At 58.1% G+C, this 23,995-nt stretch carries 22 protein-coding genes and 1 riboswitch; of the genes, 14 read left to right on the top strand and 8 right to left on the bottom strand.

Annotated elements, in window-relative coordinates; genetic code table 11:
• The 4 genes from DV520_RS12350 to DV520_RS10915 all read left to right on the top strand — a co-directional run.
• Nucleotides 1-667 (top strand): radical SAM protein (locus tag DV520_RS12350; protein WP_117142826.1); only part of this gene is annotated, 667 nt, incomplete at its 5' end.
• 168 nt (nt 668-835) lie between these two features.
• On the top strand, nt 836-1,585 hold the full coding sequence (locus tag DV520_RS10925; RefSeq protein WP_117142824.1) for a M23 family metallopeptidase: 750 nt from the start codon (nt 836-838) through the stop codon (nt 1,583-1,585).
• A 192-nt stretch (nt 1,586-1,777) separates the two neighbouring features.
• Nucleotides 1,778-2,053, top strand: a complete 276-nt coding sequence (locus tag DV520_RS10920) for an autorepressor SdpR family transcription factor (RefSeq protein ID WP_021918940.1) — start codon at nt 1,778-1,780, stop codon at nt 2,051-2,053.
• The gene (locus DV520_RS10915) at nt 2,046-2,693 is read left to right on the top strand and encodes an SdpI family protein (protein ID WP_117142822.1); all 648 of its coding nucleotides are present in this window, start codon (nt 2,046-2,048) and stop codon (nt 2,691-2,693) included. The genes DV520_RS10920 and DV520_RS10915 overlap by 8 nt, the downstream gene beginning before the upstream one ends.
• 28 nt (nt 2,694-2,721) lie before the next feature.
• On the opposite strand, the gene DV520_RS10910 is transcribed toward DV520_RS10915, so the two are convergent.
• Nucleotides 2,722-3,729: a helix-turn-helix transcriptional regulator gene (locus DV520_RS10910; RefSeq protein ID WP_165850098.1), complete on the bottom strand. Its 1,008-nt coding sequence runs from the start codon at nt 3,727-3,729 to the stop codon at nt 2,722-2,724.
• 227 nt (nt 3,730-3,956) lie between these two features.
• On the opposite strand from DV520_RS10910, the gene DV520_RS10905 reads away from it, so the two are divergent.
• Complete coding sequence (locus DV520_RS10905; RefSeq protein ID WP_117142818.1) at nt 3,957-4,175, top strand: cation transporter; 219 nt, start codon at nt 3,957-3,959, stop codon at nt 4,173-4,175.
• Nucleotides 4,176-4,262: 87 nt separating this feature from the next.
• Nucleotides 4,263-6,149: a heavy metal translocating P-type ATPase gene (locus DV520_RS10900; protein WP_117142816.1), complete on the top strand. Its 1,887-nt coding sequence runs from the start codon at nt 4,263-4,265 to the stop codon at nt 6,147-6,149.
• A 40-nt stretch (nt 6,150-6,189) separates the two neighbouring features.
• On the opposite strand, the gene DV520_RS10895 is transcribed toward DV520_RS10900, so the two are convergent.
• Nucleotides 6,190-6,453, bottom strand: a complete 264-nt coding sequence (locus tag DV520_RS10895; RefSeq protein ID WP_117142814.1) for a hypothetical protein — start codon at nt 6,451-6,453, stop codon at nt 6,190-6,192.
• Nucleotides 6,454-6,627: 174 nt separating this feature from the next.
• A riboswitch (Lysine riboswitch) is annotated at nt 6,628-6,806 on the top strand.
• Between the two features lie 141 nt (nt 6,807-6,947).
• Here DV520_RS10895 and dapA point away from each other — a divergent pair.
• From dapA to DV520_RS10875, 4 genes are read left to right on the top strand one after another with little or no spacing between them, the layout of a single operon-like run.
• Nucleotides 6,948-7,841, top strand: coding sequence for a 4-hydroxy-tetrahydrodipicolinate synthase (gene dapA, locus DV520_RS10890; RefSeq protein ID WP_021918934.1), 894 nt, complete (start codon nt 6,948-6,950; stop codon nt 7,839-7,841).
• Between the two features lie 14 nt (nt 7,842-7,855).
• The gene (gene dapB / locus DV520_RS10885) at nt 7,856-8,584 is read left to right on the top strand and encodes a 4-hydroxy-tetrahydrodipicolinate reductase (protein WP_117142812.1); all 729 of its coding nucleotides are present in this window, start codon (nt 7,856-7,858) and stop codon (nt 8,582-8,584) included.
• Nucleotides 8,585-8,600: 16 nt separating this feature from the next.
• A complete protein-coding gene (gene lysA, locus DV520_RS10880) occupies nt 8,601-9,902 on the top strand; it encodes a diaminopimelate decarboxylase (RefSeq protein WP_242984694.1) in 1,302 nt (433 codons plus the stop codon).
• A 32-nt stretch (nt 9,903-9,934) separates the two neighbouring features.
• Complete coding sequence (locus tag DV520_RS10875; RefSeq protein WP_021918931.1) at nt 9,935-10,378, top strand: GNAT family N-acetyltransferase; 444 nt, start codon at nt 9,935-9,937, stop codon at nt 10,376-10,378.
• A 205-nt stretch (nt 10,379-10,583) separates the two neighbouring features.
• On the opposite strand, the gene DV520_RS10870 is transcribed toward DV520_RS10875, so the two are convergent.
• The gene (locus DV520_RS10870) at nt 10,584-11,486 is read right to left on the bottom strand and encodes a LysR family transcriptional regulator (RefSeq protein ID WP_021918930.1); all 903 of its coding nucleotides are present in this window, start codon (nt 11,484-11,486) and stop codon (nt 10,584-10,586) included.
• A 373-nt stretch (nt 11,487-11,859) separates the two neighbouring features.
• On the opposite strand from DV520_RS10870, the gene DV520_RS10865 reads away from it, so the two are divergent.
• Nucleotides 11,860-13,029, top strand: coding sequence for an iron-containing alcohol dehydrogenase (locus tag DV520_RS10865; protein ID WP_333819316.1), 1,170 nt, complete (start codon nt 11,860-11,862; stop codon nt 13,027-13,029).
• Nucleotides 13,030-13,149: 120 nt separating this feature from the next.
• Entirely contained in the window at nt 13,150-13,983 is an 834-nt protein-coding gene (locus tag DV520_RS10860) for an aldo/keto reductase (RefSeq protein WP_117142806.1), read from the top strand.
• Nucleotides 13,984-14,105: 122 nt separating this feature from the next.
• On the opposite strand, the gene DV520_RS10855 is transcribed toward DV520_RS10860, so the two are convergent.
• The gene (locus DV520_RS10855; RefSeq protein WP_133308863.1) at nt 14,106-15,434 is read right to left on the bottom strand and encodes an MATE family efflux transporter; all 1,329 of its coding nucleotides are present in this window, start codon (nt 15,432-15,434) and stop codon (nt 14,106-14,108) included.
• A 126-nt stretch (nt 15,435-15,560) separates the two neighbouring features.
• On the opposite strand from DV520_RS10855, the gene DV520_RS10850 reads away from it, so the two are divergent.
• Together DV520_RS10850 and DV520_RS10845 are read left to right on the top strand one after the other, a co-directional pair.
• Complete coding sequence (locus DV520_RS10850) at nt 15,561-16,385, top strand: MerR family transcriptional regulator (protein WP_165850097.1); 825 nt, start codon at nt 15,561-15,563, stop codon at nt 16,383-16,385.
• Nucleotides 16,386-16,715: 330 nt separating this feature from the next.
• Entirely contained in the window at nt 16,716-19,652 is a 2,937-nt protein-coding gene (locus tag DV520_RS10845) for an S-layer homology domain-containing protein (RefSeq protein WP_117142800.1), read from the top strand.
• Nucleotides 19,653-19,728: 76 nt separating this feature from the next.
• On the opposite strand, the gene DV520_RS10840 is transcribed toward DV520_RS10845, so the two are convergent.
• From DV520_RS10840 to DV520_RS10825, 4 genes are read right to left on the bottom strand one after another with little or no spacing between them, the layout of a single operon-like run.
• The gene (locus DV520_RS10840; protein WP_117142798.1) at nt 19,729-20,901 is read right to left on the bottom strand and encodes an NAD(P)-dependent malic enzyme; all 1,173 of its coding nucleotides are present in this window, start codon (nt 20,899-20,901) and stop codon (nt 19,729-19,731) included.
• Between the two features lie 33 nt (nt 20,902-20,934).
• Nucleotides 20,935-22,299, bottom strand: a complete 1,365-nt coding sequence (gene fumC, locus DV520_RS10835) for a class II fumarate hydratase (protein ID WP_021919316.1) — start codon at nt 22,297-22,299, stop codon at nt 20,935-20,937.
• Between the two features lie 57 nt (nt 22,300-22,356).
• A complete protein-coding gene (locus DV520_RS10830) occupies nt 22,357-23,106 on the bottom strand; it encodes an SIR2 family NAD-dependent protein deacylase (protein WP_021919315.1) in 750 nt (249 codons plus the stop codon).
• Between the two features lie 40 nt (nt 23,107-23,146).
• On the bottom strand, nt 23,147-23,884 hold the full coding sequence (locus DV520_RS10825) for an NAD-dependent protein deacylase (protein ID WP_117142796.1): 738 nt from the start codon (nt 23,882-23,884) through the stop codon (nt 23,147-23,149).
• Between the last annotated feature and the right edge of the window lie 111 nt (nt 23,885-23,995).

The following is a 23,995-nucleotide window of genomic DNA, read 5'->3' as shown; positions in this document are numbered from 1 at the left end:
CAGCCAGCGGGACTTTGGCAGAGAAATCTCTGTGGAACGGCTGCGGGAGATCTTTTGGGCGCTGATTGACGCCGGGGCCCATAACATTGATTTGGTCAATCCCACCCACTATGCTCACGTGGTGGCGGAGGCCCTCTCCCAACCGCTGCCCGTCCCCGTGGTTTGGAACAGCGGGGGCTATGACCGGGTGGAGACCCTCCGGGCGCTGGAGGGAACCGTTGACATCTATCTGCCGGACTATAAATATCCCGATGCCCGGGATGCCCAGTGCTGGGCGGGGGCGGCGGACTATCCCCAGGTCGCCCGGGCTGCCATCCAGGAGATGGTCCGTCAGACGGGCCCCTACGTCCTGGACCAGGAGGGCATCCTGCAAAGGGGGGTGGTCATCCGGCACCTGCTTCTGCCGGGACGGCTGAACCAGGCCAAGGAAGTGATGGACTGGGTGCGGGCGACCTTCCCGCCCCACACCGTGCTCTTTTCCCTGATGAGTCAGTACATCCCCTGGGGCCGGGCGGCGGAATTTCCCCCCTTGGACCGGCGGCTGCGGAAGCGTGAGGCAAGGGCTGCCATGGCCTATCTGGAAAACCTGTCTCTGGACGGTTTCTTCCAGGGAGAGGAGGCCGCCCGGGCGGAATATATCCCTGCGTTTGACCTAACCGGCGTGTAGAGGAGAGGCAAGGGAGAACGGGCCCCCCTCCGCGGCAGTTCTCGGTGAGACAAATTTTTGAAAAAAGCGTATAAGAATCCCTCCAGCTGTCAAGAATAGGCTTCGGAGACAACCTTTCCAAAGAGAAAGGCTTCGAGAATTCACGTACAGCGCATGGAGGGTTTCTTTATGAAACAAAAACCTACTCAGCACAAGCTGGGCGATTTCATGGAGGGCAAGGGCTTCTACATAGTCCTGTTCCTCTGCATCGCCGCAATTGGAATTTCGGGCTATTATTTGTTCAGCGGGCTCTTTGCCGAGCCGGAGGGATTCGGGTCGGAACCCAGCTCCGTGGTCAGCGGACAGGCGGAGCTGGAAGGGGACCAGAATCCGGGGCAACAAACCGAGGAGACCACGCCGCCCGCCCAGGACGGTGCCGCCGCCTCTGCCACGGAGGAGGAGAAATCGGCGGAGTCCAAACAGGACACCGCTGGCCAGGAGAAGACCACCCCCGATGAGGAGGCAGCCGCTTCTTCGGCCTACGTCTGGCCCATTGAGGGCAACGTGGATCGGGATTTCAGCTTGGAGGTCTTTGCCTACGACGCCACCATGGGAGACTGGCGGACCCATGACGGCCTGGACATTGCCGCCGAGCTGGGGACCCCTGTGGCCGCCTGCGCCAAGGGGACGGTCACTGACGTGAGTACCGACGACATGATGGGCGTCACCGTCACCGTGGACCACGGCAAGGGAATGGAGAGCGTTTACTCCAACCTGGCCGAGTCCGTGAACGTCCAGCCGGGCACGGAAGTGGAGGCGGGCACGGTGATCGGCACCGTGGGCACCACGGCGGTCTCGGAAAGCGCGGACGCCAGTCATCTCCACTTTTCCATGCGGGAGTACGGCGTGGCCATTGACCCGCTGAACTACCTGCACTGACCTTCTGAAAAAACACCACCGTGTTCCCAATCGGGGAGACGGTGGTGTTTTTGCTGCAATTAGAAGAAAAAAACGGGGGCCATTTGGAGGAAAACACCGAGGATTCTACTTGACAAAAGGAGGAATCAGAGGTATCATTCGATTAACAATTAAGTTAAATGTTAATTGTTTGCGAAAAGAAAGGAGGATTACATGGGGATCCAAGCTACCCTGCGGGCCCTGGCGGACCCCACACGGCGGGAGATTTTAAACCTGCTGAAACACGGCAAGAAGTCTGCGGGAGAGATTACCCAGGCGTTTTCCATCACTGCCGCCGCCATTTCCCGGCATCTGTCTGTATTGAAGGAGGCGGATCTGATTCGAGATCAGCGGGAGGGAAAATACATTTTTTATGAGCTCAACACTTCTGTGTTAGAGGAGATTATGATTTGGTTTTCGGAACTGAAGGGAGGAAAAGAGGATGAATAATCTCATTCGGGAGAGAAAGGGAATGCTGATTCTGTCCCTGCTTGTGATTCTACTGCCCATGGGGTTGGGACTGTTCTTGTGGAATCAGCTGCCGGACCAGGTCCCGATTCATTTTGGACTGAACGGGCAGGCGGACAACTACGCCGGCAAGGCCTTTGTTGTCTTTGGGCTGCCTCTGCTTATGGCGGCGCTCCAGGTGTTGCTGCTGGTGGTGACTATGGCCGATCCCAAGGGGAAGAATATTGCGGCCAAACCCTTCGGACTACTGCTGTGGATTTGCCCTCTGGTCTCGCTGTTCTGCGGGACTATGACCTATGCCAAGGCCCTGGCGCTGCCGGTGGACATTAACCTGGTGGGAGGTCTGTTCCTGGGCCTGATGTTCTTGGTGGTGGGCAACTACCTGCCCAAGTGCAAACAGACCTATACCGTGGGCATTCGCCTGCCCTGGACCCTGGCTGACGAGGACAACTGGGCCTATACCCATCGGCTGGCGGGCAAGGTCTGGACCATCGGCGGCCTGGTGATTCTGGCGCTGACTTTCCTGCGGCTGCCCGCGCTCCAGTTCGTTGTGATTTTGGTTCTGGTGCTGATTCCCACAGCTGCATCCTTTCTGTATGCCCGGCGGCGGGAAACGAAGTAGGGAATAAAAAACAAGAGGGACGTCTTTCTCAAAGACGTCCCTCTGTCTTACTGTCACGGGATTGCTGCCGCCGGTACTCAGTGGGGAGCACCTGAAAGATGTCCCGAAAGACGTTGGAAAACTTGCTCTGATTTTCATATCCCACCTGTTGGGCAATGTCGCCGATGCTCAGGTCGGTCTCCCGCAGCAGGCGGGCGGCCTCCTGCATGCGGTGGTGCTTCATGTGAGAGGCGATGGGCTGGCCATAGACCGCTTTGAAGACCGCTTTCAAGGTGGAGGTGTTCAGGTGATACTCCTTAGCCAGGGCTTCGATGGTGGTCCGTTGGTTGGGATGGGCCATCAGCTGGTCGTGAATGGCGCGGATGATTTCCACCTGTTGGGAGAGATACTGGTTGGAGGCCCGTTCCCCGGCGGGGGCCTGCTGGGAGAGATAGAGGAGCAGCTCCTGCACTTTCAACGTGTAGTAAGGCAGGCGGAGGGCCTCCGGCAGATCGTAGAGCGGAGAGAAAATATGGTCCAGCGCGGTCTGCGCGGGGAGAGACATGGGGTGGCCCTGGGGACAAAACCGCCGCAGAATTTCCTGGGGGGAGACGCCGCCCAGGGCCAAGGCGGGCGGCAAAGCCTGGGACAGGGTGTCCGGGTTCAGGGAGATGGAGAAGCCCTCGTAGTATCCCAGGGGAAAGCGGAGGGTGGAGTGGGCGCAGCAGTCCATGGGGTGCAGGGAGAGATCCCCGGGGCCCAGATAGAGGGTGAGCCCCTCCTTCATCTCCCAGCCCACCCGCCCCCGGCGGCAGTGGGTGATTTCCAGGCCGGAGTCCAGGGCGGCATGCCGGTGAGAAAAGGTCTCGCTTTGGAAACACAGATGGGAGAGGGTGAGGCCGGGAAACAGGGAAAAGGTTTCCACCCGTCCACGGCCGGCCCAGTGGGGCCCGGGGCGGTGGAGCCTGGGCACCTGAGAGACGGGGGACTCCAGCAGACAGCCCGGGGGCACCTCCGCCAGCTGGCGTTCTATGGATTGAATCCAATCCGCATGCATGGCCATGGCCTCCTTTTTGAAATCTTTGGGCTATTCTATCACAAATGGGGCAGACCATACAATAGGACCGGAGCCCTTTGCTCCATTTGGAAATCCTTTCGCTCCAAACGGGAGGAGAAGCGGGAAAGCCGTTGACATTTCTCAAAAGGGTGCTATGATGTGGACATAACAGTTGAACAAATGCTCAAATATATGATGCAGAGCATTTCTGGAAAGGAGAAACAAAGATGAAAAAGACCTACAAGATTGATGTGGACTGTGCCAACTGCGCCAACAAGATGGAGGATGCCGCCAACAAAACCCCTGGCGTCAAATCCGCTGTGGTGAACTTTATGACGCTGAAGATGCATGTGGAGTTTGAAGAGGGGCAGGACCCCAAATCGGTGATGACTGCGGTCCGGGACAACTGCAAGAAGGTGGAGGACGACTGCGAAGTCTTCCTGTAAGCCTCCCATCCAGACTGTCATCGCCCTCCCGCTGGTCCACACGGCGGGAGGGCGATGGAACAGAAGAGGGAAAAGGAGTGTGTAAGCATGAATAAAAAACAAAGGGTGATGCTTTCCCGCATCTTGGCGGCAGCCGCGCTGCTGATTCTGTTTCAGTTTTTACCCCTCACCGGTGTGGTGCGCTTTCTGGCCTATTTGGTGCCCTACCTGGTGATCGGGTATGATATCCTCCTCAAGGCGGGGAAGGGGATTCGCAACCGCCAGGTCTTTGACGAGAGCTTTCTCATGGCGGTGGCCACAGTAGGGGCCATTGCCCTGGCCCTGTATGAAAAGAGCGGGGACTACACCGAGGCCATTGCGGTTATGCTCTTCTATCAGGTTGGCGAGTGGTTCCAGAGCTATGCTGTGGGGAAGAGCCGCCGGAACATCAGCGAGCTGATGGACATTCGCCCTGATTACGCCAACGTGGAGCGGGACGGCAGAGTAATCCAGGTAGACCCGGACGAGGTGGAGATTGGAACGGAGATCCTGGTGCAGCCGGGGGAGAAGGTTCCCCTTGACGGCGTGGTGGTGGAGGGAGTCTCCACCCTGAACACCAGTGCCCTCACCGGAGAGAGCCTGCCCCGGGACGTCCGGGAGGGGGATGAGATCATCAGCGGCTGCGTCAACCTGACAGGCCTGCTGACCATTCGGACCACCAAGGAGTTTGGGGAGTCCACGGTCTCCAAGATTTTGGACCTGGTGGAGAACGCCAGCTCCCGGAAGTCCCGGTCTGAGGATTTCATTGCCAAGTTTGCCCGGGTCTACACCCCGGCGGTGTGTTACAGTGCCTTGGCCCTGGCCGTTCTGCCGCCCTTGGTGCGGATGCTGGGCCTGGGGCTGGCCCCCGCATGGGGGGACTGGATTTACCGGGCCCTGACCTTCCTGGTCATCAGCTGCCCCTGCGCCCTGGTCATCAGCATTCCTCTGAGCTTTTTCGCGGGCATTGGGGGGGCCAGCAAGGCCGGCGTGCTGGTCAAAGGGTCCAACTATTTGGAGACCCTGTCCCAGACCGGCTATGTGGTCTTTGACAAAACCGGGACCCTGACCCAGGGGGTCTTTGAAGTGGTGGGGATTCACCACGCCGCCATGGAGGAGCGCAAGCTTTTGGAGTATGCTGCGCTGGCGGAGAGCGCCTCCTCCCATCCCATCAGCAAGAGCCTGCAGAAGGCCTATGGCAAGGAACTGGACCGGAGCCGGGTCACGGAGGTGCAAGAGATTTCCGGCCACGGGGTTTTGGCCAAGGTGGACGGAATCTCGGTGGCCGCGGGCAACGACAAGCTCATGGCGCGCCTGGGAATTGCGGCTGTGCCCTGCCATCAGGTGGGGACGGTGATTCACCTGGCGGTGGACGGGGCGTACGCCGGACATATTCTGATTGCGGATGTGGTAAAGCCCACCGCCAAGGCGGCGATGGAAGCCCTGCGCGGAGCGGGGGTGGAAAAGACGGTCATGCTCACCGGGGATGTCCGCACGGTGGCCCAGCAGGTGGCGGAGGAGCTTGGAGTGGACCAGGTGTATAGCGAACTGCTGCCCGGGGACAAGGTGGCCAAGGTGGAGGAGATGCTGCAGCAGAAGCCGGCAAAAAAGAAGCTGGCCTTTGTGGGGGATGGCATCAACGACGCCCCGGTTCTCTCCCGGGCGGATATCGGCATTGCCATGGGGGCCATGGGGTCGGACGCGGCCATTGAGGCCGCCGATGTGGTTCTGATGGACGACGACCCCATGAAGATCGCCAAGGCCATCCGCATCTCCCGCAAGTGCCTGCGGATTGTCTATGAGAACATTGCCTTTGCCCTGGGCATCAAGGGGCTGTGCCTGATCCTGGGCGCCCTGGGTATCGCCAACATGTGGCTGGCCATATTTGCCGACGTGGGGGTTATGATTCTCGCGGTGCTCAACGCCATCCGGGCACTGTTTGTGAAGAGGCTATAATAGTCATCACGAAGAAGAAAGAGAAACCGGCACGGCCTGTTTAGACCGTGCCGGTTTTTTCTGGGGATTGCGCCGGGGCGGGTTCCGCCGCCTGTCCTTTGCGGCGGGCCATCTCCCGCTCCGCCTCCTGCTCCACCCAGAGGAGGAACTCCAGACTGTCCATATCGTGGAGGGGGTTGATCCGCGGCTCGTCCTGGTCCGCTGTCTCTGCCTGCTCCTCCTGGCCGGGAACCAGGCCCAGGGAGAGCAGGTCGAAATCGTCGGGGGAGTGCAGGCCGCCAAAGTCCTTCGAAAATTGATCCATGGGAAACACCTCCTGTGTCGTCGCATACTACAAAAAATGAGCGGCTTTATTGTATCATAAGATGGTTTTTTTGTCACGAAATTTGTGATTATGGTGAGAAGCGCGGGAGATTTTGTGGAAAAAAACAGGGATTTCCTCTTGACAAACCGGGAGAAATCACATACCATAAGACAAACCAGAGATAGAGGCGCGTTGCATCAAGAGTACCCGGTGCCAATGCCTTGCAGGGCAGGGCCGGGGAAAGGGGTGGACGCCGAAGGCGGTCTTCGCTGCAAAGAGGGCCGAACTGGGCGGGTGAACTAAGAGTTACCCGACTGTCGCAAATGGTAAATTTGCGGAGGGCTATCCTTGATATCAAGACCTCTGACGACCGTCAGCGGTCTGCCTTATGTTATCAAGCAGCTATCCCCGCATAGCTTGCTTGATTTTTTTGTTGCTTTTTTGGGCCGCAGGGAGATCGGGCAGGACATTTCAATATGCAGGAGGAACCTATCATGAAACAGAACCATCCCATCTTCCGCGGCATTGCCACCGCACTGATCACCCCCACCACCCCCACCGGGATCGACTATGACCGCTTTGGCAGACTGATTGACTGGCAGATTCAGCAGGGGATCAACGCCCTGGTCATCTGCGGCACCACGGGGGAGAGCTCCACCCTGACCGACGCGGAGCACCGCCGGGCCATTGCCTTTGCCTGTGAGCGGGTGAATGGACGGGTGCCGGTTATTGCCGGCACGGGCTCCAACGAGACCGACTATGCGGTGGAGCTCACCAAAAGCGCCTGTGCCGACGGGGCCGACGCGGTCCTGGTGGTCACGCCCTATTACAACAAGACCACCCAGCGGGGCCTGGTGACCATGTACAACACCATTGCCGATGCCAGCACCAAGCCGGTGATCCTCTACAATGTCCCTTCCCGCACGGGCATTGGCATTGAACCGGCCACCTATGTCAAGCTGGCGGAGCATCCCAACATCGCCGCCATCAAGGAGGCCAACAGCGACATCTCTAAAATTGTGGAGACCTTCTCCCTGGTGGGGGACCGGCTGGACATTTACTCTGGCAATGACGACCAGATTGTCCCCATCCTGTCCATGGGGGGCGCCGGCTGCATTTCCGTGCTGTCCAACGTGATCCCAGCGGAGACGGTGGCCATTACCCAGCGGTTTTTCGCCGGAGATGTGGCCGGGGCGGCCCAGCTCCAGTGCAGATACATGCCCCTGATCCGTGCTCTGTTCTGTGAGAGCAACCCCATTCCCGTCAAGGCAGCTATGGCTGCCCTGGGGTATTGCGACAACTACCTCCGCCTCCCCTTGGTGCCCATGGAGGAAGACCACTATCAGGGGATGCTCCAGCGGATGCGGGAGCTGGGGCTCCCGGTTTGAGAGAGGAGGAGACCATGGACATCATTGTAAACGGCGCCCGAGGCCGCATGGGCCAGGAGGTCTGCCGCCTGCTGCAGGAGGACGGACACCGGCTGGCCGCCGCGGTGGACCGTTCCGGCCAGGACGGCTGCTATGCCCGTCTGGCAGACTACACAGGGCCCGCCGACGTGGTGATTGATTTCTCCAACCACGAAGGGGTGGAGGAACTCATGGCCTACTGTGTCCAACGGGGCCTACCCCTGGTGGCGGCCACGACAGGGTATACGCCGGAAGAGTTTCAGCGGATTCAGGAAGGGGCCCGGACGATCCCGGTCTTTCAGTCCTACAACATGTCCATCGGCGTGGCCCTGCTGGCCCGTCTGGTGGGCCAGGCCGCAGCCATTTTCGGCGGCTGTGACGTGGAGATTGTGGAGGCCCACCACAACCGAAAGGCTGACGCCCCCAGTGGCACCGCCCTTCTGCTGGCGGATGCGGTGAAGGCCCGGCGGCCTGACGCGGCGTATGTCTTTGGCCGCGCGGGGCACCATCCCCGCCAGCCCAATGAGATCGGGATTCATTCCCTGCGCATGGGCAATGTGGTGGGGGAGCACGAGGTAATTTTTGCCACCGACAACCAGACCATTACCTTAAAACACCAGGCCCATGACCGGGCGCTTTTCGCGGAGGGGGCCCTGGCTGCGGCGGATTTTCTCCAGGGGCAGCCGGCGGGGCTGTATCACATGGAGGACCTGCTGGGACCGTGAACGGAGAGAGAAGGAAATGACGATGCTATATGACAACCTGGGGGTCAACGACCAGGGACATCTGACAGTGGGCGGCCTGGATACGGTGGCCCTGGCGGAGGAGTTTGGCGCCCCGCTGTATGTGTTGGATGAGGACCAGGTCCGGGCCAACTGCCGGACCTACCGCCAGGCGATGGCGGAATGGATGCCTGGGGGCTCCCTGCCCCTGTTTGCCGGAAAGGCCCTCTGCTTCAAGGGCCTCTACCCTGTGCTGGAAGAAGAGGGCATGGGGGCGGATGTGGTCTCCCCCGGGGAGATTTACACGGCCCTGGCGGGGGGATTTCCCGCGGAGAAACTCTATTTCCACGGGAACAACAAGACCGATGAGGACATTGCGTATGCCCTGGACTGCGGGGTGGGGTGCTTCATCGTGGACAATCACCAGGAGCTGGAGCGCCTGGAGCAGGCCGCCGGCGCCCGGAGTCACCGGCAGCGGGTCCTGCTGCGGGTAACCCCCGGGATTGACCCCCACACCCTCCAGGCCATCAACACCGGACGGATCGACTGCCAGTTCGGGGTTCCCATTGAGACCGGCCAGGCGGCCCAGTTTGTGGCGGACGCCCTGTCCCGGCCCCATCTGCAGGTGGAGGGGTTCCACAGCCACATCGGCTCTCAGATCTTTGAGGCGGCGCCCTTTTGCGACGCGGTGGACATTTTGCTGGACTTTGCCCACGCCATGCGCCAGGCCCATGGCTTTGTGGCCCGAACCCTGAACCTGGGGGGCGGCTTTGGAGTGCGGTATCGGGAGAGCGACCCTACGGTGGATATCCCCGGCAATATCCGGGCCCTGGCAGACCATCTGCGCCGGGGCTGTGAGACCAAGGGCTACCCGATGCCCCGGGTCCTTTTGGAGCCCGGACGAAGCATCGTGGCCAATGCCGGCCTCACCCTCTACCGGGTGGGAGGGGTCAAGACCATTGCGGGGTACCGGAGTTATGTCACCGTCAACGGCGGCATGACGGACAACCCCCGCTATGCCCTTTACCAGGCCCCTTACACGGTCCTCCCGGCCAGCCGGATGGGGGAGACAAGAGATTTTCTGTGCACTGTGGCCGGGCGGTGTTGCGAGAGCGGGGACCTGATTCAGGAGAAGGTCTCTCTGCCGCAGCCGGCGCGGGATGACCTTTTGGCGGTACTCACCACAGGGGCCTACAACTTTACCATGGCCTCCAACTACAACCGTCTCTGCCGCCCGGCGCTGGTGATGGTCCGGGGGGGCAAGGCCCGGCTGGCGGTCCGCCGGCAGACCTTTGCGGACCTGGTGGCCTGCGACCTGTAAAGGGTCTGCACGGACAGGGGGGGAAGAAAGCCATGGAAATTCGACGGGCTGCTTTGGCGGACATTCCCGGGGTCTGCGCCTGCTGCGTGGCCGCGTTCAAGGACTATATTCCTCTCATCGGCCAGACGCCGGGCCCTATGCTGGAGGACTACTGCCAGGCAAGGAAGGAGCATTTCCTGTTTGTGGCGGCCCAGGGGGAGATCATTCTGGGCTACCTTCTCATCAAGGATGGAGATGGGGAGGTCATGTGGATGGATGTTTTGGCCGCCTGGCCCAAGGGGACCGGCGTGGGGAGAAGACTCATGGACCATTGCGAGGCCTTCCTCCGTGCCCGGGGTAAAACGGAATGCCGTCTCTATACCCATGTCAAGTATCAGCGGACCCTGGAAATTTACCGCCAACGAGGCTATGTGATCTATGACCGGGTCCAGGAAAAGGGATTTGACCGGTATTACATGCGCAAACAGCTCAAATAAAGGGACTGTCTTGATAGAACGGCCAAACATCCCCGCGTCAGCGGGGATGTTTGAGTAAGAGAAGGCAGAATGAGAAAACGCTCTGTGAATGGATATCCATTTACAGAGCGTTTTTCTTCTGCACGGTTCAGAGTTTCTGCGTCTATAAAACACGCGGCTGTGGCAATCACGGGGACATATGACATTCCCCTTGGCAGGCAAGGGATCAGAGAGAGGGGCTACCAAAATTTTCACGAAGTTTCTCTAAGAATACTTCTGCTGCGGAGGAGAAAATCTGATGTTTTTTCCAGATGATATTTAACCCAGAGTGAAGTCGAGGTTCCAGCGGTCGAAAACAGAGATTGCTGCTTTCTGTGGTATTGGCTATTTTATCAATCGTGACGGCACAACCCAGCCCTGACGCAACCATAATGGCAGCATTATAAACCAAGTTGAAAGTGGTCACAATATCCAGTTTCTCAAAATCTTCACCGAACCAGGCTGTAAACTCATTATTTTGCCGGCTCTTGGAAATGGCCTGCCGGGAACAGATTAAGGGGACGTGCAGCAGATCCTCTTTTCGGATGGACGTTTTTTCTGCGAAGGGGCTGTCACGCCGCACAATGACACCCCAGGTGTCTTTGGCAGGAATGTTGATGTAGTCATATTTGGAGATGTCTGCTGGCTGAATTAGGATGCCAAAGTCCAGCAATCCTTTGTCCAAACGTTCGGTTACGTCTTCCGCGTTTCCGCTGTACAGATGATAATGGATGCCGGGATGGTCTTCCCGTATCTCCTTTGCAATTTCTGCAATATGCTGAATCGCCTGGGTTTCTCCGCTGCCGATATAAATATCTCCGCTGACCGTACTTTCCATCGCGTGAAATTCTGCTTCTGTTTTATCGACCATAGAGAGGATTTCTTCCGCACGCTTCCGCAAAACCATACCTTCCGCGGTTAAGGTCATATGATGACTTCCACGGATGAATAACTTCTGGCCCAGTTCATTTTCCAAATCGCGGATCTGCCGGGAAAGCGTTGGCTGTGTGACATGGAGAACATTTGCGGCGCTTGTGATGCTGCCTTCTCGGGCAATTGTCATAAAGTAACGAAGTACCCTGAGTTCCATGGTGCCACCTCCTTTGTGTGTGTACGAGTATAACATGTTATGATATGCCCGTAAAGCAAATGAATGTGTTTATTTTAGGTATTTGCTATTTCGTTAGGGCAAAGTTATAATGAAAAAGCCCCCAAACGGTGGGGGAGGGAAGGAGATACCGGAGAAGGTAACGAATGTTCTCAGCTGGCAAGCCGGGCGCTGAGGAAGCACAAAAATATCTGAAACAGCAGCAAGCAGGCGCGCGCAGGCACAATTCCAGCGGCTTTCTTTGCGTAGAACATCATTTTTTAGATGGGGTTCATGTAAGGCAAAACAGGACTGCCTGGAGTATCTGCTCCACAGCATGAGAAAAGGAGAACTTTGGGAGGAATTTATGATGCACATGGCATTTCACTTCAATAATCCTACAAATTTGATTTTTGGGCGTGGGACACGTATGGAACTTGGAAGGCAGAAGATGCCGGGGAGGAAAGCCTTGCTACTACTCTCCAATGGAAACTCTACGAAGGTCAACGGTTCCTTTGACTGCGTAACCCAACAGCTCACAGAGGCCGGCGTTGCATATACAGTGTTTCGTAAAATTATGGAGAATCCGCGGAAAGAGGTGGTTATGGAAGGCGCTGCCTTTGCAAGGGAACAGGGCTGTGATTTTATCCTTGCGCTTGGCGGTGGTGCGGTCCTGGATGCGTCCAAAGCGATTGCCGCAATGGCGACAAATCCCGGTGATCTGTGGGACTATGTAAGCGGCGGAACCGGAAAAGGAAAGCCCCTGGTGAATCCAGGACTTCCCATTGTGACAATTCCCACTTCGTCCGGCACAGGTTCTGAGATCAACTGTTGGGGTGTTATCTCGAATTTGGATACGCACGAGAAAATTGGGTTTGGGGCTCCGGGGCTGGTTCCGGTTCTTTCCATTGTTGATCCGGAACTGATGAAAACTGTTCCGCCCCAATATACGGCCTACCAAGGGTTTGACGCGCTTTTCCATAACACGGAGGTTATGATCTCCAACGGTGTGAACATTATCAGCGAAACCATTGCCCTTTCTGCAATCGAAAGGATTGCAAAATATCTGCCTCTTGCGGTAAAGAATGGGGAGGATCTGGAGGCCCGGGAACACGTGGCCTACGGAAGCACCATTGCCGGCATTGCCATGCAGCTTACCAGCACCACCGCGCAGCACGCCATGGAGCATGCCATGAGTGCATACCATCCTAATCTGCCTCACGGCGCGGGGCTGATTATGATATCCAAGGCATTTTCGGAATTTTTTATTGAGAAACACGCCTGCGATGGCCAGTTTATCAAAATGGCCCGTGCGATGGGAATCCCAGAGGCGGACAAGCCGGAGGACTTCATCACAGCATTGGTAAAGCTTCAGAAGGATTGTGGGGTGGACGATCTGCGAATGAGCGATTATGGGTTTGCTCCAGACGAGTCCATGAGGCTGGCAGTCAATGCGAGAGAAACAATGGGCGGCTTATTCCTGGCCAATCCCTGTGAAATGACAGACGAGGAGTGCGCGGACATCTTTGAGAAATCCTATCGCTGAAACCAATCATACGTGGTTCTCTTGGTGGGCTTCCAACGGAGCAGAAACCGGTGTGTTTGGCGTTGGAACGGGAGGATAGGTAAAATGGAGTAGATCAGCAGGGAAAGAAGAGGGAAAACCATGATTATTGATCTCAAAAACGGTAAAAACGGCACGGCTCCGGTGGTCAGACTGAACAGTGGGCACATGCTTCCTGTGGTGGGACTTGGAACCTATGCTCTGCACGGAGATGCCTGCGTCAATGCGGTGTATCAAGCAGTTCAAAGTGGATATCGTCTCATAGACACGGCTTCATTTTATGGAAATGAACGTGAAGTGGGGGAAGGGGTCCGGCAATCCGGGGTTTCCCGTTCAGAAATCTTTGTGCAAACAAAGCTGTATCCGAACCAGTACAGCCACGCGGAACAGGCGATAGATGAGGCACTGAGCAAGCTGGATATTGGATATATTGACATGATGCTCCTGCACCATCCCGCATCCGATGATGTGACGGCATACCAAGCCATTGAGCAAGCGATCCGGGAGGGAAAGGTACGAACAGCTGGGATTTCCTGTTATTATATCCGCGAGATGGATGCTTTCCTGCCAAAGGTATCCATGAAGCCGGCACTGATTCAAAATGAAATCCATCCCTTCTATCAGGATCGCCCTGTGGTGGAGCACATTCAGAAAAGGGGGATTGTTGTGCAGGGATGGTATCCTCTGGGGGGACGGGGCTTCACCGGGGCTCTGCTGAATAATCCGGTGTGCAAGGAAATTGCCGCATCCCATGGGAAAACGGTGGCGCAGGTGATTCTCCGGTGGAATCTGCAAAAGGGTGTGGTGGTGATTCCTGGCTCCAGTGATCCAGAGCATCTCCGGGAGAATCTCTCCCTTTTTGACTTTGCGCTGACAGAGAGGGAGATGGAGCGGATCGCGACGTTGGACAGGAAGGAAAAGCATGACTGGTACTGACACTTGGGACCATTCGTGTGCTGCGGGAAACCGGAAGGAAATTCTCCAATGCGAAGGAACCGGCGTGATTGTACACGCCGGTTCCTTCGCACATTTTGCTGCGTTTTTATGGGACGCTGTCTTTAAGTGTCCAGTTCCTTTTTGGCTGCAGCTTCGTTCCGCCGCAGAAGGAAGAGGCCCAGGCCCAGGCTCAGCAATTCTCCAATGAGGGCGGCGGTCCAGATCATGGCGCTGGCGCCCAGGAGGTAGAGGACCATGAGGGCGGCCGGCAGCAGGAGGAACCCGCGGCCCAGGGAGAGCAGGGCGGAGGCGCCGGCCTTGCCCAAGGCGGCGAAGTAGCCGGCCAGGACAATGGTGAGGCCCGCAGGCAGATAGGACAGGGCGTATTGACGCAGGGCGGAGACGGTCTCGTCAAAGAGGGCGCTGTCTCCGCTCAGCAGCAGGGAGACGATGGTGCCGGGGGCGGCCTGGCAGAACAGCTCCACCAACACGCCGATCACCAGGACGGAGAGAAGGGCCTTTCGGAGATAGACGCGGATGGAGGGCCGGTCATTTTCTCCCACGGCCAGGCTGACCAGGGGCATCATACCCTGGGCGATGCCCTGCATCACCATGGAGACCACCAGGCTCAGGTAGGCGATCACCGCGAAAATGGGCAGGCTGCTCTCTCCCAGCAGCTGGGTGATCACGTGGTTGTACAGAAGGGTTAAGAAGCCCAGCATCAGCTCAATGGAGCAGTCCGCGATCCCCAGGGGGAGAATCCGCCGGAAGTCTTTCAGACGAAACCGGAACCGGCGGAAGCGCAGGTTGGATTTTCCCGACAGGAAATAGATTAAAAAGAAGATCAAACTGCCCAGCTGGGCCAGCCCTGTGGCCAGCGCGGCGCCCCAGACGCCCCAGTGGAAGACCATGATAAACAGGTAGTCCAGGCCCACGTTGATGAGAAAGCTGATGCCCACGCCGAACATGGCCAGCTGAGGCGCGCCGTCCACCTTCACCATGACCTCCAGACAGTAGGAGAGGATGAAGCAGACGGAGAACAGGCAGACCATGTGCAGGTACTGGGCGGAGTAGCCCACCGTCTGGGGACCGGCCCCCAACAGAACGGCCAGCGGTTCCGAGAACAGGGAGACCGCCACGGTAATCACCGCGGAGATGGCCACGATGGCCACCACCGTCTGGGTGAAGATTTTTTCCGCTTTCTCATGGTCCCCATGCCCCAGGGCGAAGGCGCACAGGGTGGAGGTGCCCATGGAGAGCAGGATGGCCGTACCGGACAGGACGTTGATAAACGGAAGGGCGATGTTGACGCCGGCCAGGGCCAACTCGCCCACGCCCTTGGAGACAAAGATACCGTCCACGATGGTATAGGCCGAGAAAAGCACCATGGCGGACACGGACGGAATGACATAGTGTAGAAAGGTTTTCCAGGAATGACGCGGGGTAGACAAGCGAATTCACCTCAAATCAAAGTTCGGTCCTTGCGGACGGGATTTCTGTTTGCTATACTAAGGATAAACTATGGAGTAACCCCAGAGTCAAGGGGGTTCTTCCTTTTTTTTTCAGGAGGCTGCAAAATGGAGAAACACCGGTTCAAAACGGCGGAATTTGCCGCCCTGTGTGGGGTGAAGAAGGACACCCTGCTCCACTATGACCACATTGGTCTGCTCAAGCCCCAATGGGTGGGGGAGAATGGCTATCGCTACTATTCCGCCCGGCAGATTCCCACCTATGACCTCATTGCCACCCTCCGCCGTCTGGGGACCCCTCTGGCGGAGATCCGGTCGTACCTGACCCGCCGGAGCCCGGAGGCCCTGATGGACCTGCTGCGGGAAAAGGAGGCGGACTGGGAGGCGGAGCGCCGGCGCCTGGCCCGTATGGGGGCCTTCCTGCACAACGCCAAGGACAAAATGGCGCTGGCCCAGACCGTCCGGCCGGGGGAGATTCGGCTGGAGACCTTTCCGGAGGCCCACTGTGCGGTGGTGGAGGCGCCGGATTTTGCACATGCAAAATTTGAGGAGGCGGTTTACCTCCTCCATGTGCGGCAGCTGATTACCTGGGCCCGGGAAAACGGCAGCCCCTCCCAGGCCCCGGGGGACATCATCTGCCGGGAAAGCCTGGAGAGAGGGGATTTTATGGAGGACTACTATTACTGTCTGGTCCCCCCGGGAACCACTGGCTGGCCCCTCCGGGTCCGCCCAGCTGGGACGTATGCGGTTCTCTACCACCAGGGCTCCTATGCCTCCGAATATGGCGCCTGCCGCCGGCTTCGGGACTGGGTGCTGGCGCAGGGGTATGCCATCGACGGAGACCTGTATGAGGAGGACCTGGTGAATGACATTGCCTCAGAGGACCCGCGGTCCTATTTGTTGAAGCTGAGTTTGAAGATACAGACGCCCTAAAGAAGCCCCCGCCACCCGGCGGGGGCTTCTTTGTGCTTTTGCAGGGCAGGGAACGTGTTCTGAAAAAAAAACTCCCGCAGGAGGAAGGAAATTTCATCCGTACGGGGAGAGAAAGAGAATTTGAAAAGGTGTACTTTTTCAAATTACTTTATAGGAAAAGTACCTATTAAAATAATACATGCATTTTTCCTTTTTTGCAAGATTTTTGGGGGAAATGGGGCAATTATTTTTTGCCTGAAAAAGTACACTTTTTGAAAATGTGGGGGTGATTGCTCTGCTTTTTACACCCGCGAACCCCAAATAAAATCAGAAAGGAAGGAAAACAAACCAATGAAGAAACGACTTTTGTCCGGATTCCTGTGCCTGTGCATGCTGCTGACCCTGGCCCCGGTTGCATTTGCGGCGGAGCCTGCTTCTACGGAAAATGAGCCAGTGGCGAGTACAGAACCGGCAACCCCTCAAGAGCCCACCACGAACGATGATTCTGCATCTGTGGAGGGAAATCAGGGCACAACGGAGTCTGCGAAGGGTACCAAGGACAACCCCTTCACCACTGTGGAGGAGTACAACGCCGCAGTGAAAGAGAATGACAAGAACGGCGAAGATGTTTACTTGACCATCCAGGGAACAGAGGGGAACCCCATTATCTTCGGCACTAAGAATACCGATGCTGATACCCTTGCAGACAATTCAGCACAGTATGACACGTTTGCCCTGACGAACACGCAAAGCAGGGCCAAGCCCCCCAAACTGCACCTAACCCTGGAGTGGTGTGAGTTCTATGGCAATACGGCGAATGATCAGAGAAACTCGTCGTTTATGTACCTGCCCAACTGCCAGTCCCTGACGATTGACAACTGCAAGTTCGATACTGGTACGAGCAGGCTGAAATACGGTATCAACTGGAACCTGTGCGGTATTCAGAATTCTGTGGTGTCCATCACCAACTCCACCTTTACTGGAAACTATACGAAGAATGCCCTGAAACTGAACCAGCGCAACGGCGCGGATGATGTGGCTACCGATGTGAAACTGCCAGACAGTGCTGATACTCCGGCTGCCAGCATTAAGAGTGTCAATATCTCCGGCTGTACCTTCTCTGGCACCAATGCTATCATTCAGTTGGGTAGCCAGGGAAAGGGGACAGATGGCGCTGCCGCTCCCTCTACGGGCGCATTCCCGGTGACCATCTCCAATGTAAAAGCCGGAGAGGGAGAAGCAGCGTCTGATGTTAAAGTGGAACTCGCTTATCTGGCGGCGAACGAGGAAGCCATTCCTTCCGTTGAACTTTCCGCAAATGAAACTGCCACAAAGACCGAAAAGGGCGACCTGGGAACCGATGCTGACTTTGTGGCCAAGGTGGGAGAGGATGGCTATATCTCCTTGAAGACCGCACTAGATGCCGCCATTGAAAGCGGGGGCGAAGTTACCCTGCAGCAGGACGTAAGAGAAGATATTAAACTCTCCGCAGGAAGCACCCTCACCATCAATGGTAACAACAAGACCTTGTACGGCACCATCAGCTGTGCGGTAGATTCGGGTGAAAATGCTAACCAGACCAACACGACCCTCACGCTGAATAACTTGAAGTTAGACGGAAGCGGAGCGGGCGAAAATAGCAACAAAAAAGTCAAAAATTTTGCTGTTAATTCTGGGGAGCAAAATAAAGATGTTGTCAGTGGCCTGATCCTGACCATGAACAACTGCGAAGTCCAGAATTACATAAAGCAATGCCTGTATCTGACCAATGCAAAAGAACTGAAGATTGATGGCTGCAAATTTACAGGAGGCGGCGCTTTTGGCTATATAGTTGATCTAAATTTGGTCGCTGTTCAGAACGCCGAAATCTCCATTACCAACAGTACTTTTGAACGCGGTCCACTCGTCTTGTCCGCTATCAAAGTGTGTGCTCGTGGTAAAGATGACGGAACAAACCCCAATGATATCACAGGCGCACAAGCCAGCATCAAATCTCTGACTATTGAAGGGTGTACCTTTAGCGGGAGCGGAAATCAAAGTGATATTGCCCTTGGTGTGACCACGAAGAACGGCAGTGAACCGAATAAAAGTGGTTCGTTCCCTGTTAAGATCGTGGATAATAAAGGCTCGGGAGAAAATGGCGCGTTGGGAGTTTCCTTGAACTATAAGGGCAAAACGGCCGAAAAGGAGAGCGTTTCTTCCGGGGGAGCCTATGTTGGGGACGGCACAGCAGACCCGGTAGCTGGCTACACTATCACCACAACTGCCAGTGAAGGCGGCACCATCAATCCCAGCGGCAAGGTGGCTGTCGCCGAGAACGGTAGCCAGGACTTCACCGTCATTGCCAACAGCGGATATTCCATCTCCAGTGTGACTGTTGATGGCGGAGCAATTGTGGAGCGAAAGGCGGAGGGGACCTACACAGTCAAGAATGTGACAAAAAACTGTACCGTCACTGCGACATTCTCGAAAAACAGCTCTTCTGGCGGAGGCGGCGGTTCCGTCACCACCAAGTACACCCTGAGCTTTGACACCAACGGCGGCTCCGCCATTGCCAAGGTGACCAAGGAGAAGGGGACCACCGTGGACCTGGAGCAGTATGTACCCACCCGGGAGGGCTACACCTTTGCCGGCTGGTACAGCGACGAGGCCCTGACCCAGAAGGTCACCTCCGTGAAGCTGAACGGCAACACCACGGTGTACGCCAAGTGGACCGAGAACGCCGTGACACCCACCCTGCCCTTCACCGATGTGAAGAGCGGCGATTGGTTCTATGAGGCAGTCCAGTATGTCTACGACAAGGGTATGATGACCGGCGTGTCGGCGGACCGGTTTGCCCCTGCCTCCACCACCACCCGTGGGATGATTGTCACCATCCTCTACCGGCTGGAGAACGAGCCCGCGGTGTCCGGCGGCAGCGCCTTCACCGACGTGGAGAACGGCGCCTGGTATGCCGATGCCGTTGCCTGGGCAGCGGCCAATGATATTGTCAACGGCACCAGCGCCACCACCTTCGCCCCCAACAGCCCCATCACCCGGGAGCAGATGGCGGCGATCCTGTACCGGTATGCCGCTTACAAGGGCTATGACGTGAGCCAGAAGGCGGACCTGTCGGGCTACACCGACGCCGCCTCCATCAGCGGCTACGCCAAGGACGCTTTGGCCTGGGCCAATGCCCAGAAGCTCATCACCGGGGTGACGGACACCACCCTGAATCCCCAGGGCAGCGCCACCCGCGCCCAGGTGGCCACCATTCTCATGCGGCTGTGTGAGACCGTGGTGAAGTGACAGACAGGGGGAGAGAAAATAGAGAACAAAAACCGGCGAACCAAAAACTCTGGTTCGCCGGTTTTCCGTTTTCCAATTAAAACCGGGCATGCCCGGTGCACCGGGCTTCCTCCGCGACGGCGTGGGCCACGGCCTCCGCTGCGGCCCGGTTGAGGGGGGAGGGAAGAATGCAGGTGGGGGAGAGCTGCTCCGGGGGGACCAAGTCCGCCAGAGCCCGGGCGGCGGCGTGCTTCATCCCCTCGGTGATCTGTACCGCGCCGCAGGACAGCGCGCCTTTGAACAGGCCGGGAAAGACCAGCACGTTGTTGATCTGGTTGGGAAAGTCCGACCGTCCTGTGCCCACCACGGCGGCGCCGTGGGCCAGGGCAATGTCCGGCATGATCTCGGGCACCGGGTTGGCCATGGCCAGGAGAATGGGGTCCTTGGCCATGGACTCCACCATCTCCCCGGTGACCAGGCCCGGCCGGGAGACGCCGATGAAGACATCAGCGCCCACCAAGGCGTCCGCCAGGGTGCCCCGCTGTCCTGCCTGGTTGGTGCGGGCGGCCAGTTCCGCGTGGTGGGGGAGCAGGGTGGGGTCCCCGGCGCAGAGAATCCCATCCTTGTCACATAGGATGAGGTTGGAATACCCCAGGTCCAGCAGCAGCTTGGCGGCGGCGCCCCCGGCGGCGCCGATGCCGTTCAGGACCACCTTGACCTGTTCTTTCTTCTTCCCCACCACCTTCAGGGCGTTGGTGAGGGCGGCGGTGATGACCACGGCGGTGCCGTGCTGGTCGTCGTGAAAGACGGGGATGTCACACCGCTCCTTTAAGCGGCGCTCCACCTCAAAGCAGCGGGGGGCGGCGATGTCCTCCAGGTTGATGCCGCCAAAGCTTTTGGAGATCAGGGCGATGGTTTGGACCATCTCTTCTACGTCCTGGGTGTCCACACAGAGGGGAACCGCGTCCACCCCGGCAAACTCCTTGAACAGAACGCATTTCCCTTCCATAACGGGCATGCCCGCCAGAGGACCGATATCTCCCAGGCCCAGCACCGCAGAGCCATCGGTGATCACCGCCACCAGGTTCCGCCGGCGGGTGAGCTGGAAGGAGAGGGCAGGGTCCTTTTGAATCTCCAGGCAGGGGGCGGCCACACCGGGGGTGTAGGCCAGGGAGAGGTCCTCCTGGGTCTGGATGGGGCAGCGGGAGACCATCTCCAGCTTGCCCTGGAGGCGGTAGTGCAGAGCCAACGATGCAGCGCGGATGTCCATGGGGGTACGGTCCTTTCTGTCTTAAAATCAAGGTCAAATCATGGTCTCCGGGTGGAAGGCCGCCTCAAAGGCCTCGGGGGTGAACAGCCCCAGGCGGACGGCGGCCTCCTTCAGGGAGAGGTCTTCCTGGTGGGCCAGCTTGGCAATTTTGGCCCCGTTTTCATACCCCACCAGAGGGGTCAGCGCGGTGACGGTCATCAGGGAGCGGTGAAGGTTTTCCGCCATTTTCTCCCGGTTGGGGGTCAGGCCGGACAGGCACCGCCGGGTGAAGGAACGCATGGCGTCCGACAGGAGCCGGACGGACTGGAGGTAGTTGTATCCCATCACCGGCAGATAGACGTTCAGTTCAAAGTTGCCCTGGGAGGCGGCCACGCCCATCACGGTGTCGTTGCCCATGACCTGCACCGCCACCATGGTCAGGGCCTCGCACTGGGTGGGGTTGACCTTGCCGGGCATGATGGAGGAGCCGGGCTCGTTTTCCGGGATGAAAATTTCCCCCAGGCCGCACCGGGGGCCGGAGGCCAGCCAGCGCACGTCGTTGGCGAGCTTCATGAGATCGGCGGCCAGGGCCTTCAAAGCGCCGTGGGAAAATACCAGCCCGTCCCGGGCGGACAAGGCGTGGAATTTGTTGGGGGCTGGGCGGAAGGGCAGGCCGGTCAGCCGGGCCACCTCTTCTGCCGCCGCAGCGTCAAAGCCCGGCGGGGCGTTGAGCCCCGTCCCCACAGCGGTTCCCCCCAAGGCCAGCTCATACAGGCCTGCCAGTGAGGCGCGGATCATGTCCCGGGCGTGCTCCAGCATGGACCGCCAGCCGCTGATTTCCTGGCCGAAGGTGATGGGCACCGCGTCCTGAAGATGGGTGCGGCCGGTTTTGACCACGGTCTGGTTGTCTGTCTCCAGGCGCTGTAGACAGAGCAGCATCTCGGTCAAGGCGGGCTCCAGCCGGGTATGCAGGGCGGTGACCGCCGCGATATGCAGAGCGGAGGGGAAGGTGTCGTTGGAGCTCTGAGACAGATTGACATGGTCGTTGGGATGGAGCAGCGTCTCCCCAGCCTGGGCGTTGCCCACGTGGGCGATGACCTCGTTGCAGTTCATGTTGGTCTGGGTGCCGCTGCCTGTCTGCCAGACAGACAGGGGAAACTGTTCTGCCAGCTCCCCGGCCCGGATGGCCTGGCAGGCGGACTGAATCAGCTGGTACCGGCGTGTGTCCAGGGTGCCCAGGCGGTGGTTGGCGGCGGCGCAGGCCTCCTTCAAGACGCCAAAGGCGTGGATCAGGTCAGGGGGCATCTTCTCCTCTCCAATGGGAAAGTTTTCAAAGCTCCGCTGGGTCTGGGCGCCCCAGAGTTTGTCCGCGGGAACCGCGACTTCACCCATGGTGTCATGTTCTATCCTCTGTTCCAAGGGGGATTCCTCCTCTTCAAGCGGTGGGGTTTCTTGGGCCGGCGGCCCTGCGGGGCGCTACCGGGTCCAATGGATCTGCTGAAAAATATCAGTAAAAGAATGATTGCGGATGACGATGCCCGCCCGGGCGTCAAAGACCAGGGGGGCGGTGTTGACCAGGACCAGCTTGTGTCTCTGGTAGGCCTGCATCAGGTTGGGGACGGGAAACTCTTTTAGAGCGGACCCGTCGATGATGAGCACGTCGGCGGCCCGGACATAGTCCAAGGCCTTTTCCAACAGGGCCAGATCATAGGGTTCCTCTTTTAGAACAATGGCCGGGCGCACATAGTCCCCGCACATATCCACATTGCAGTAAGGGATGTGGGTGGGGCTGTCGGCGATGTAGAAAAAGTCCAGAAACTTTTCACACTTGGCGCACCAACTGCGCATCACAGAGCCGTGAAGCTCCAATACCTCCCGGCTGCCCGCCTCCTGATGGATTCCGTCGATGTTTACCGTCAAAATGGCCCGGAGTTTGCCGGCCTGCTCCAGATGGGCCAGGGCCTCATGGGCCGGGCTGGGCTGGGCGGTGAGCACAGGGGCCAGGATTTTTTCCCGGTAGTACCGGTAGAAGTAAAAGGGGTTGCGCTGGAGAAAGGTCAGGCGGAGAATTTCGTCGGGGGCGTATTTGTACCGTGCCCAGTCCGCCTGCGTCATGATTCGATAGTCGGGAAAGCCTGCCTCCGCAGAGAGATCGGCGCCGGAGATAAAGACAATGTTGTCGCTTTCCTGTATCCAGTTTTGCAAAATATTGAGTTCAATGTCCATCGCGGAAAAAACCTCCCTTTGGGGGAACGCTGCCGGGGACTCAGAGACCCACGGTGATCTGGGAGAAAACCTCACCAATGGGGGCGTTGATGGTCAGGTTGGCCATGGTGTCCGCGCTGGTCTGGCCTTTGTTGATGAGCACCAGCTTATTTCCTGTATAATAGTTAATTAGTCCCGCGGCGGGATAGACCACCAGGGAGGTTCCCCCGATGATGAGCATGTCAGCCTTGCGGATGGCATTCACCGCCCCGGAAATCACATCGGGGTCCAGTCCCTCCTCATAGAGCACCACATCGGGGCGGACGATGGCGCCGCAGTTGGGCTCAGTGCACCGGGGAATGCCGGTGGTTTCCAGCAGAAAAGAGACGGGATATTTTTTCTTGCAGCGGGTGCAGTAATTGCGCAGGGTGGAGCCATGCAGCTCATAGACCACCTTGCTTCCGGCAGCCTGATGGAGACCGTCGATGTTTTGGGTGACCACGGCCTTGAGCTTTCCCGCCTGTTCCAACTCCGCCAGTTTCCGGTGGGCGGCGTTGGGCTGCGCCCCCTGGATGAGCATTTTTTCCCGATAAAACCGGTAGAATTCCCCGGGGTTTTGGGCAAAGAAGGAGTGACTGAGAATGGTCTCCGGGGGATAGGCGTAGGACTGGTGATACAGGCCGTCCACACTGCGGAAGTCGGGGATTCCGCTTTCCGTGGAGACCCCGGCCCCGCCGAAAAAGACGATGTTGTCACTCTCGTCGATCCATTGTTGCAGGGTAGTGATGTTTTGCTCCATAATAACCTCCTTGCGCGCAGAGGCGCTGCGTCCAGGTGAATGGTGTGTGGCACGGCGGCGGGACCGGGCTTACCGACGGTCGTCGGGCCGGCGGCCCTGCTTTTTCCGGGG

The sequence above is a fragment of the Evtepia gabavorous genome, assembly GCF_003425665.1.
Lineage (GTDB): Bacteria > Bacillota > Clostridia > Oscillospirales > Oscillospiraceae > Evtepia > Evtepia gabavorous.
This window is presented reverse-complemented; position numbering and strand designations above follow the sequence as displayed.

Excerpts from the sequence above, each read along its gene's own strand:
- DV520_RS10925 (WP_117142824.1), top strand. The coding sequence starts at position 836 with ATGAAACAAAAACCTACTCAGCACAAGCTGGGCGATTTCATGGAGGGC.
- DV520_RS10920 (WP_021918940.1), top strand. The coding sequence starts at position 1,778 with ATGGGGATCCAAGCTACCCTGCGGGCCCTGGCGGACCCCACACGGCGG.
- DV520_RS10915 (WP_117142822.1), top strand. The coding sequence starts at position 2,046 with ATGAATAATCTCATTCGGGAGAGAAAGGGAATGCTGATTCTGTCCCTG.
- DV520_RS10910 (WP_165850098.1), bottom strand. The coding sequence starts at position 3,729 with ATGCATGCGGATTGGATTCAATCCATAGAACGCCAGCTGGCGGAGGTG.
- DV520_RS10905 (WP_117142818.1), top strand. The coding sequence starts at position 3,957 with ATGAAAAAGACCTACAAGATTGATGTGGACTGTGCCAACTGCGCCAAC.
- DV520_RS10900 (WP_117142816.1), top strand. The coding sequence starts at position 4,263 with ATGAATAAAAAACAAAGGGTGATGCTTTCCCGCATCTTGGCGGCAGCC.
- DV520_RS10895 (WP_117142814.1), bottom strand. The coding sequence starts at position 6,453 with ATGGATCAATTTTCGAAGGACTTTGGCGGCCTGCACTCCCCCGACGAT.
- dapA (WP_021918934.1), top strand. The coding sequence starts at position 6,948 with ATGAAACAGAACCATCCCATCTTCCGCGGCATTGCCACCGCACTGATC.
- dapB (WP_117142812.1), top strand. The coding sequence starts at position 7,856 with ATGGACATCATTGTAAACGGCGCCCGAGGCCGCATGGGCCAGGAGGTC.
- lysA (WP_242984694.1), top strand. The coding sequence starts at position 8,601 with ATGACGATGCTATATGACAACCTGGGGGTCAACGACCAGGGACATCTG.
- DV520_RS10875 (WP_021918931.1), top strand. The coding sequence starts at position 9,935 with ATGGAAATTCGACGGGCTGCTTTGGCGGACATTCCCGGGGTCTGCGCC.
- DV520_RS10870 (WP_021918930.1), bottom strand. The coding sequence starts at position 11,486 with ATGGAACTCAGGGTACTTCGTTACTTTATGACAATTGCCCGAGAAGGC.
- DV520_RS10865 (WP_333819316.1), top strand. The coding sequence starts at position 11,860 with ATGGCATTTCACTTCAATAATCCTACAAATTTGATTTTTGGGCGTGGG.
- DV520_RS10860 (WP_117142806.1), top strand. The coding sequence starts at position 13,150 with ATGATTATTGATCTCAAAAACGGTAAAAACGGCACGGCTCCGGTGGTC.
- DV520_RS10850 (WP_165850097.1), top strand. The coding sequence starts at position 15,561 with ATGGAGAAACACCGGTTCAAAACGGCGGAATTTGCCGCCCTGTGTGGG.
- DV520_RS10845 (WP_117142800.1), top strand. The coding sequence starts at position 16,716 with ATGAAGAAACGACTTTTGTCCGGATTCCTGTGCCTGTGCATGCTGCTG.
- DV520_RS10840 (WP_117142798.1), bottom strand. The coding sequence starts at position 20,901 with ATGGACATCCGCGCTGCATCGTTGGCTCTGCACTACCGCCTCCAGGGC.
- DV520_RS10830 (WP_021919315.1), bottom strand. The coding sequence starts at position 23,106 with ATGGACATTGAACTCAATATTTTGCAAAACTGGATACAGGAAAGCGAC.
- DV520_RS10825 (WP_117142796.1), bottom strand. The coding sequence starts at position 23,884 with ATGGAGCAAAACATCACTACCCTGCAACAATGGATCGACGAGAGTGAC.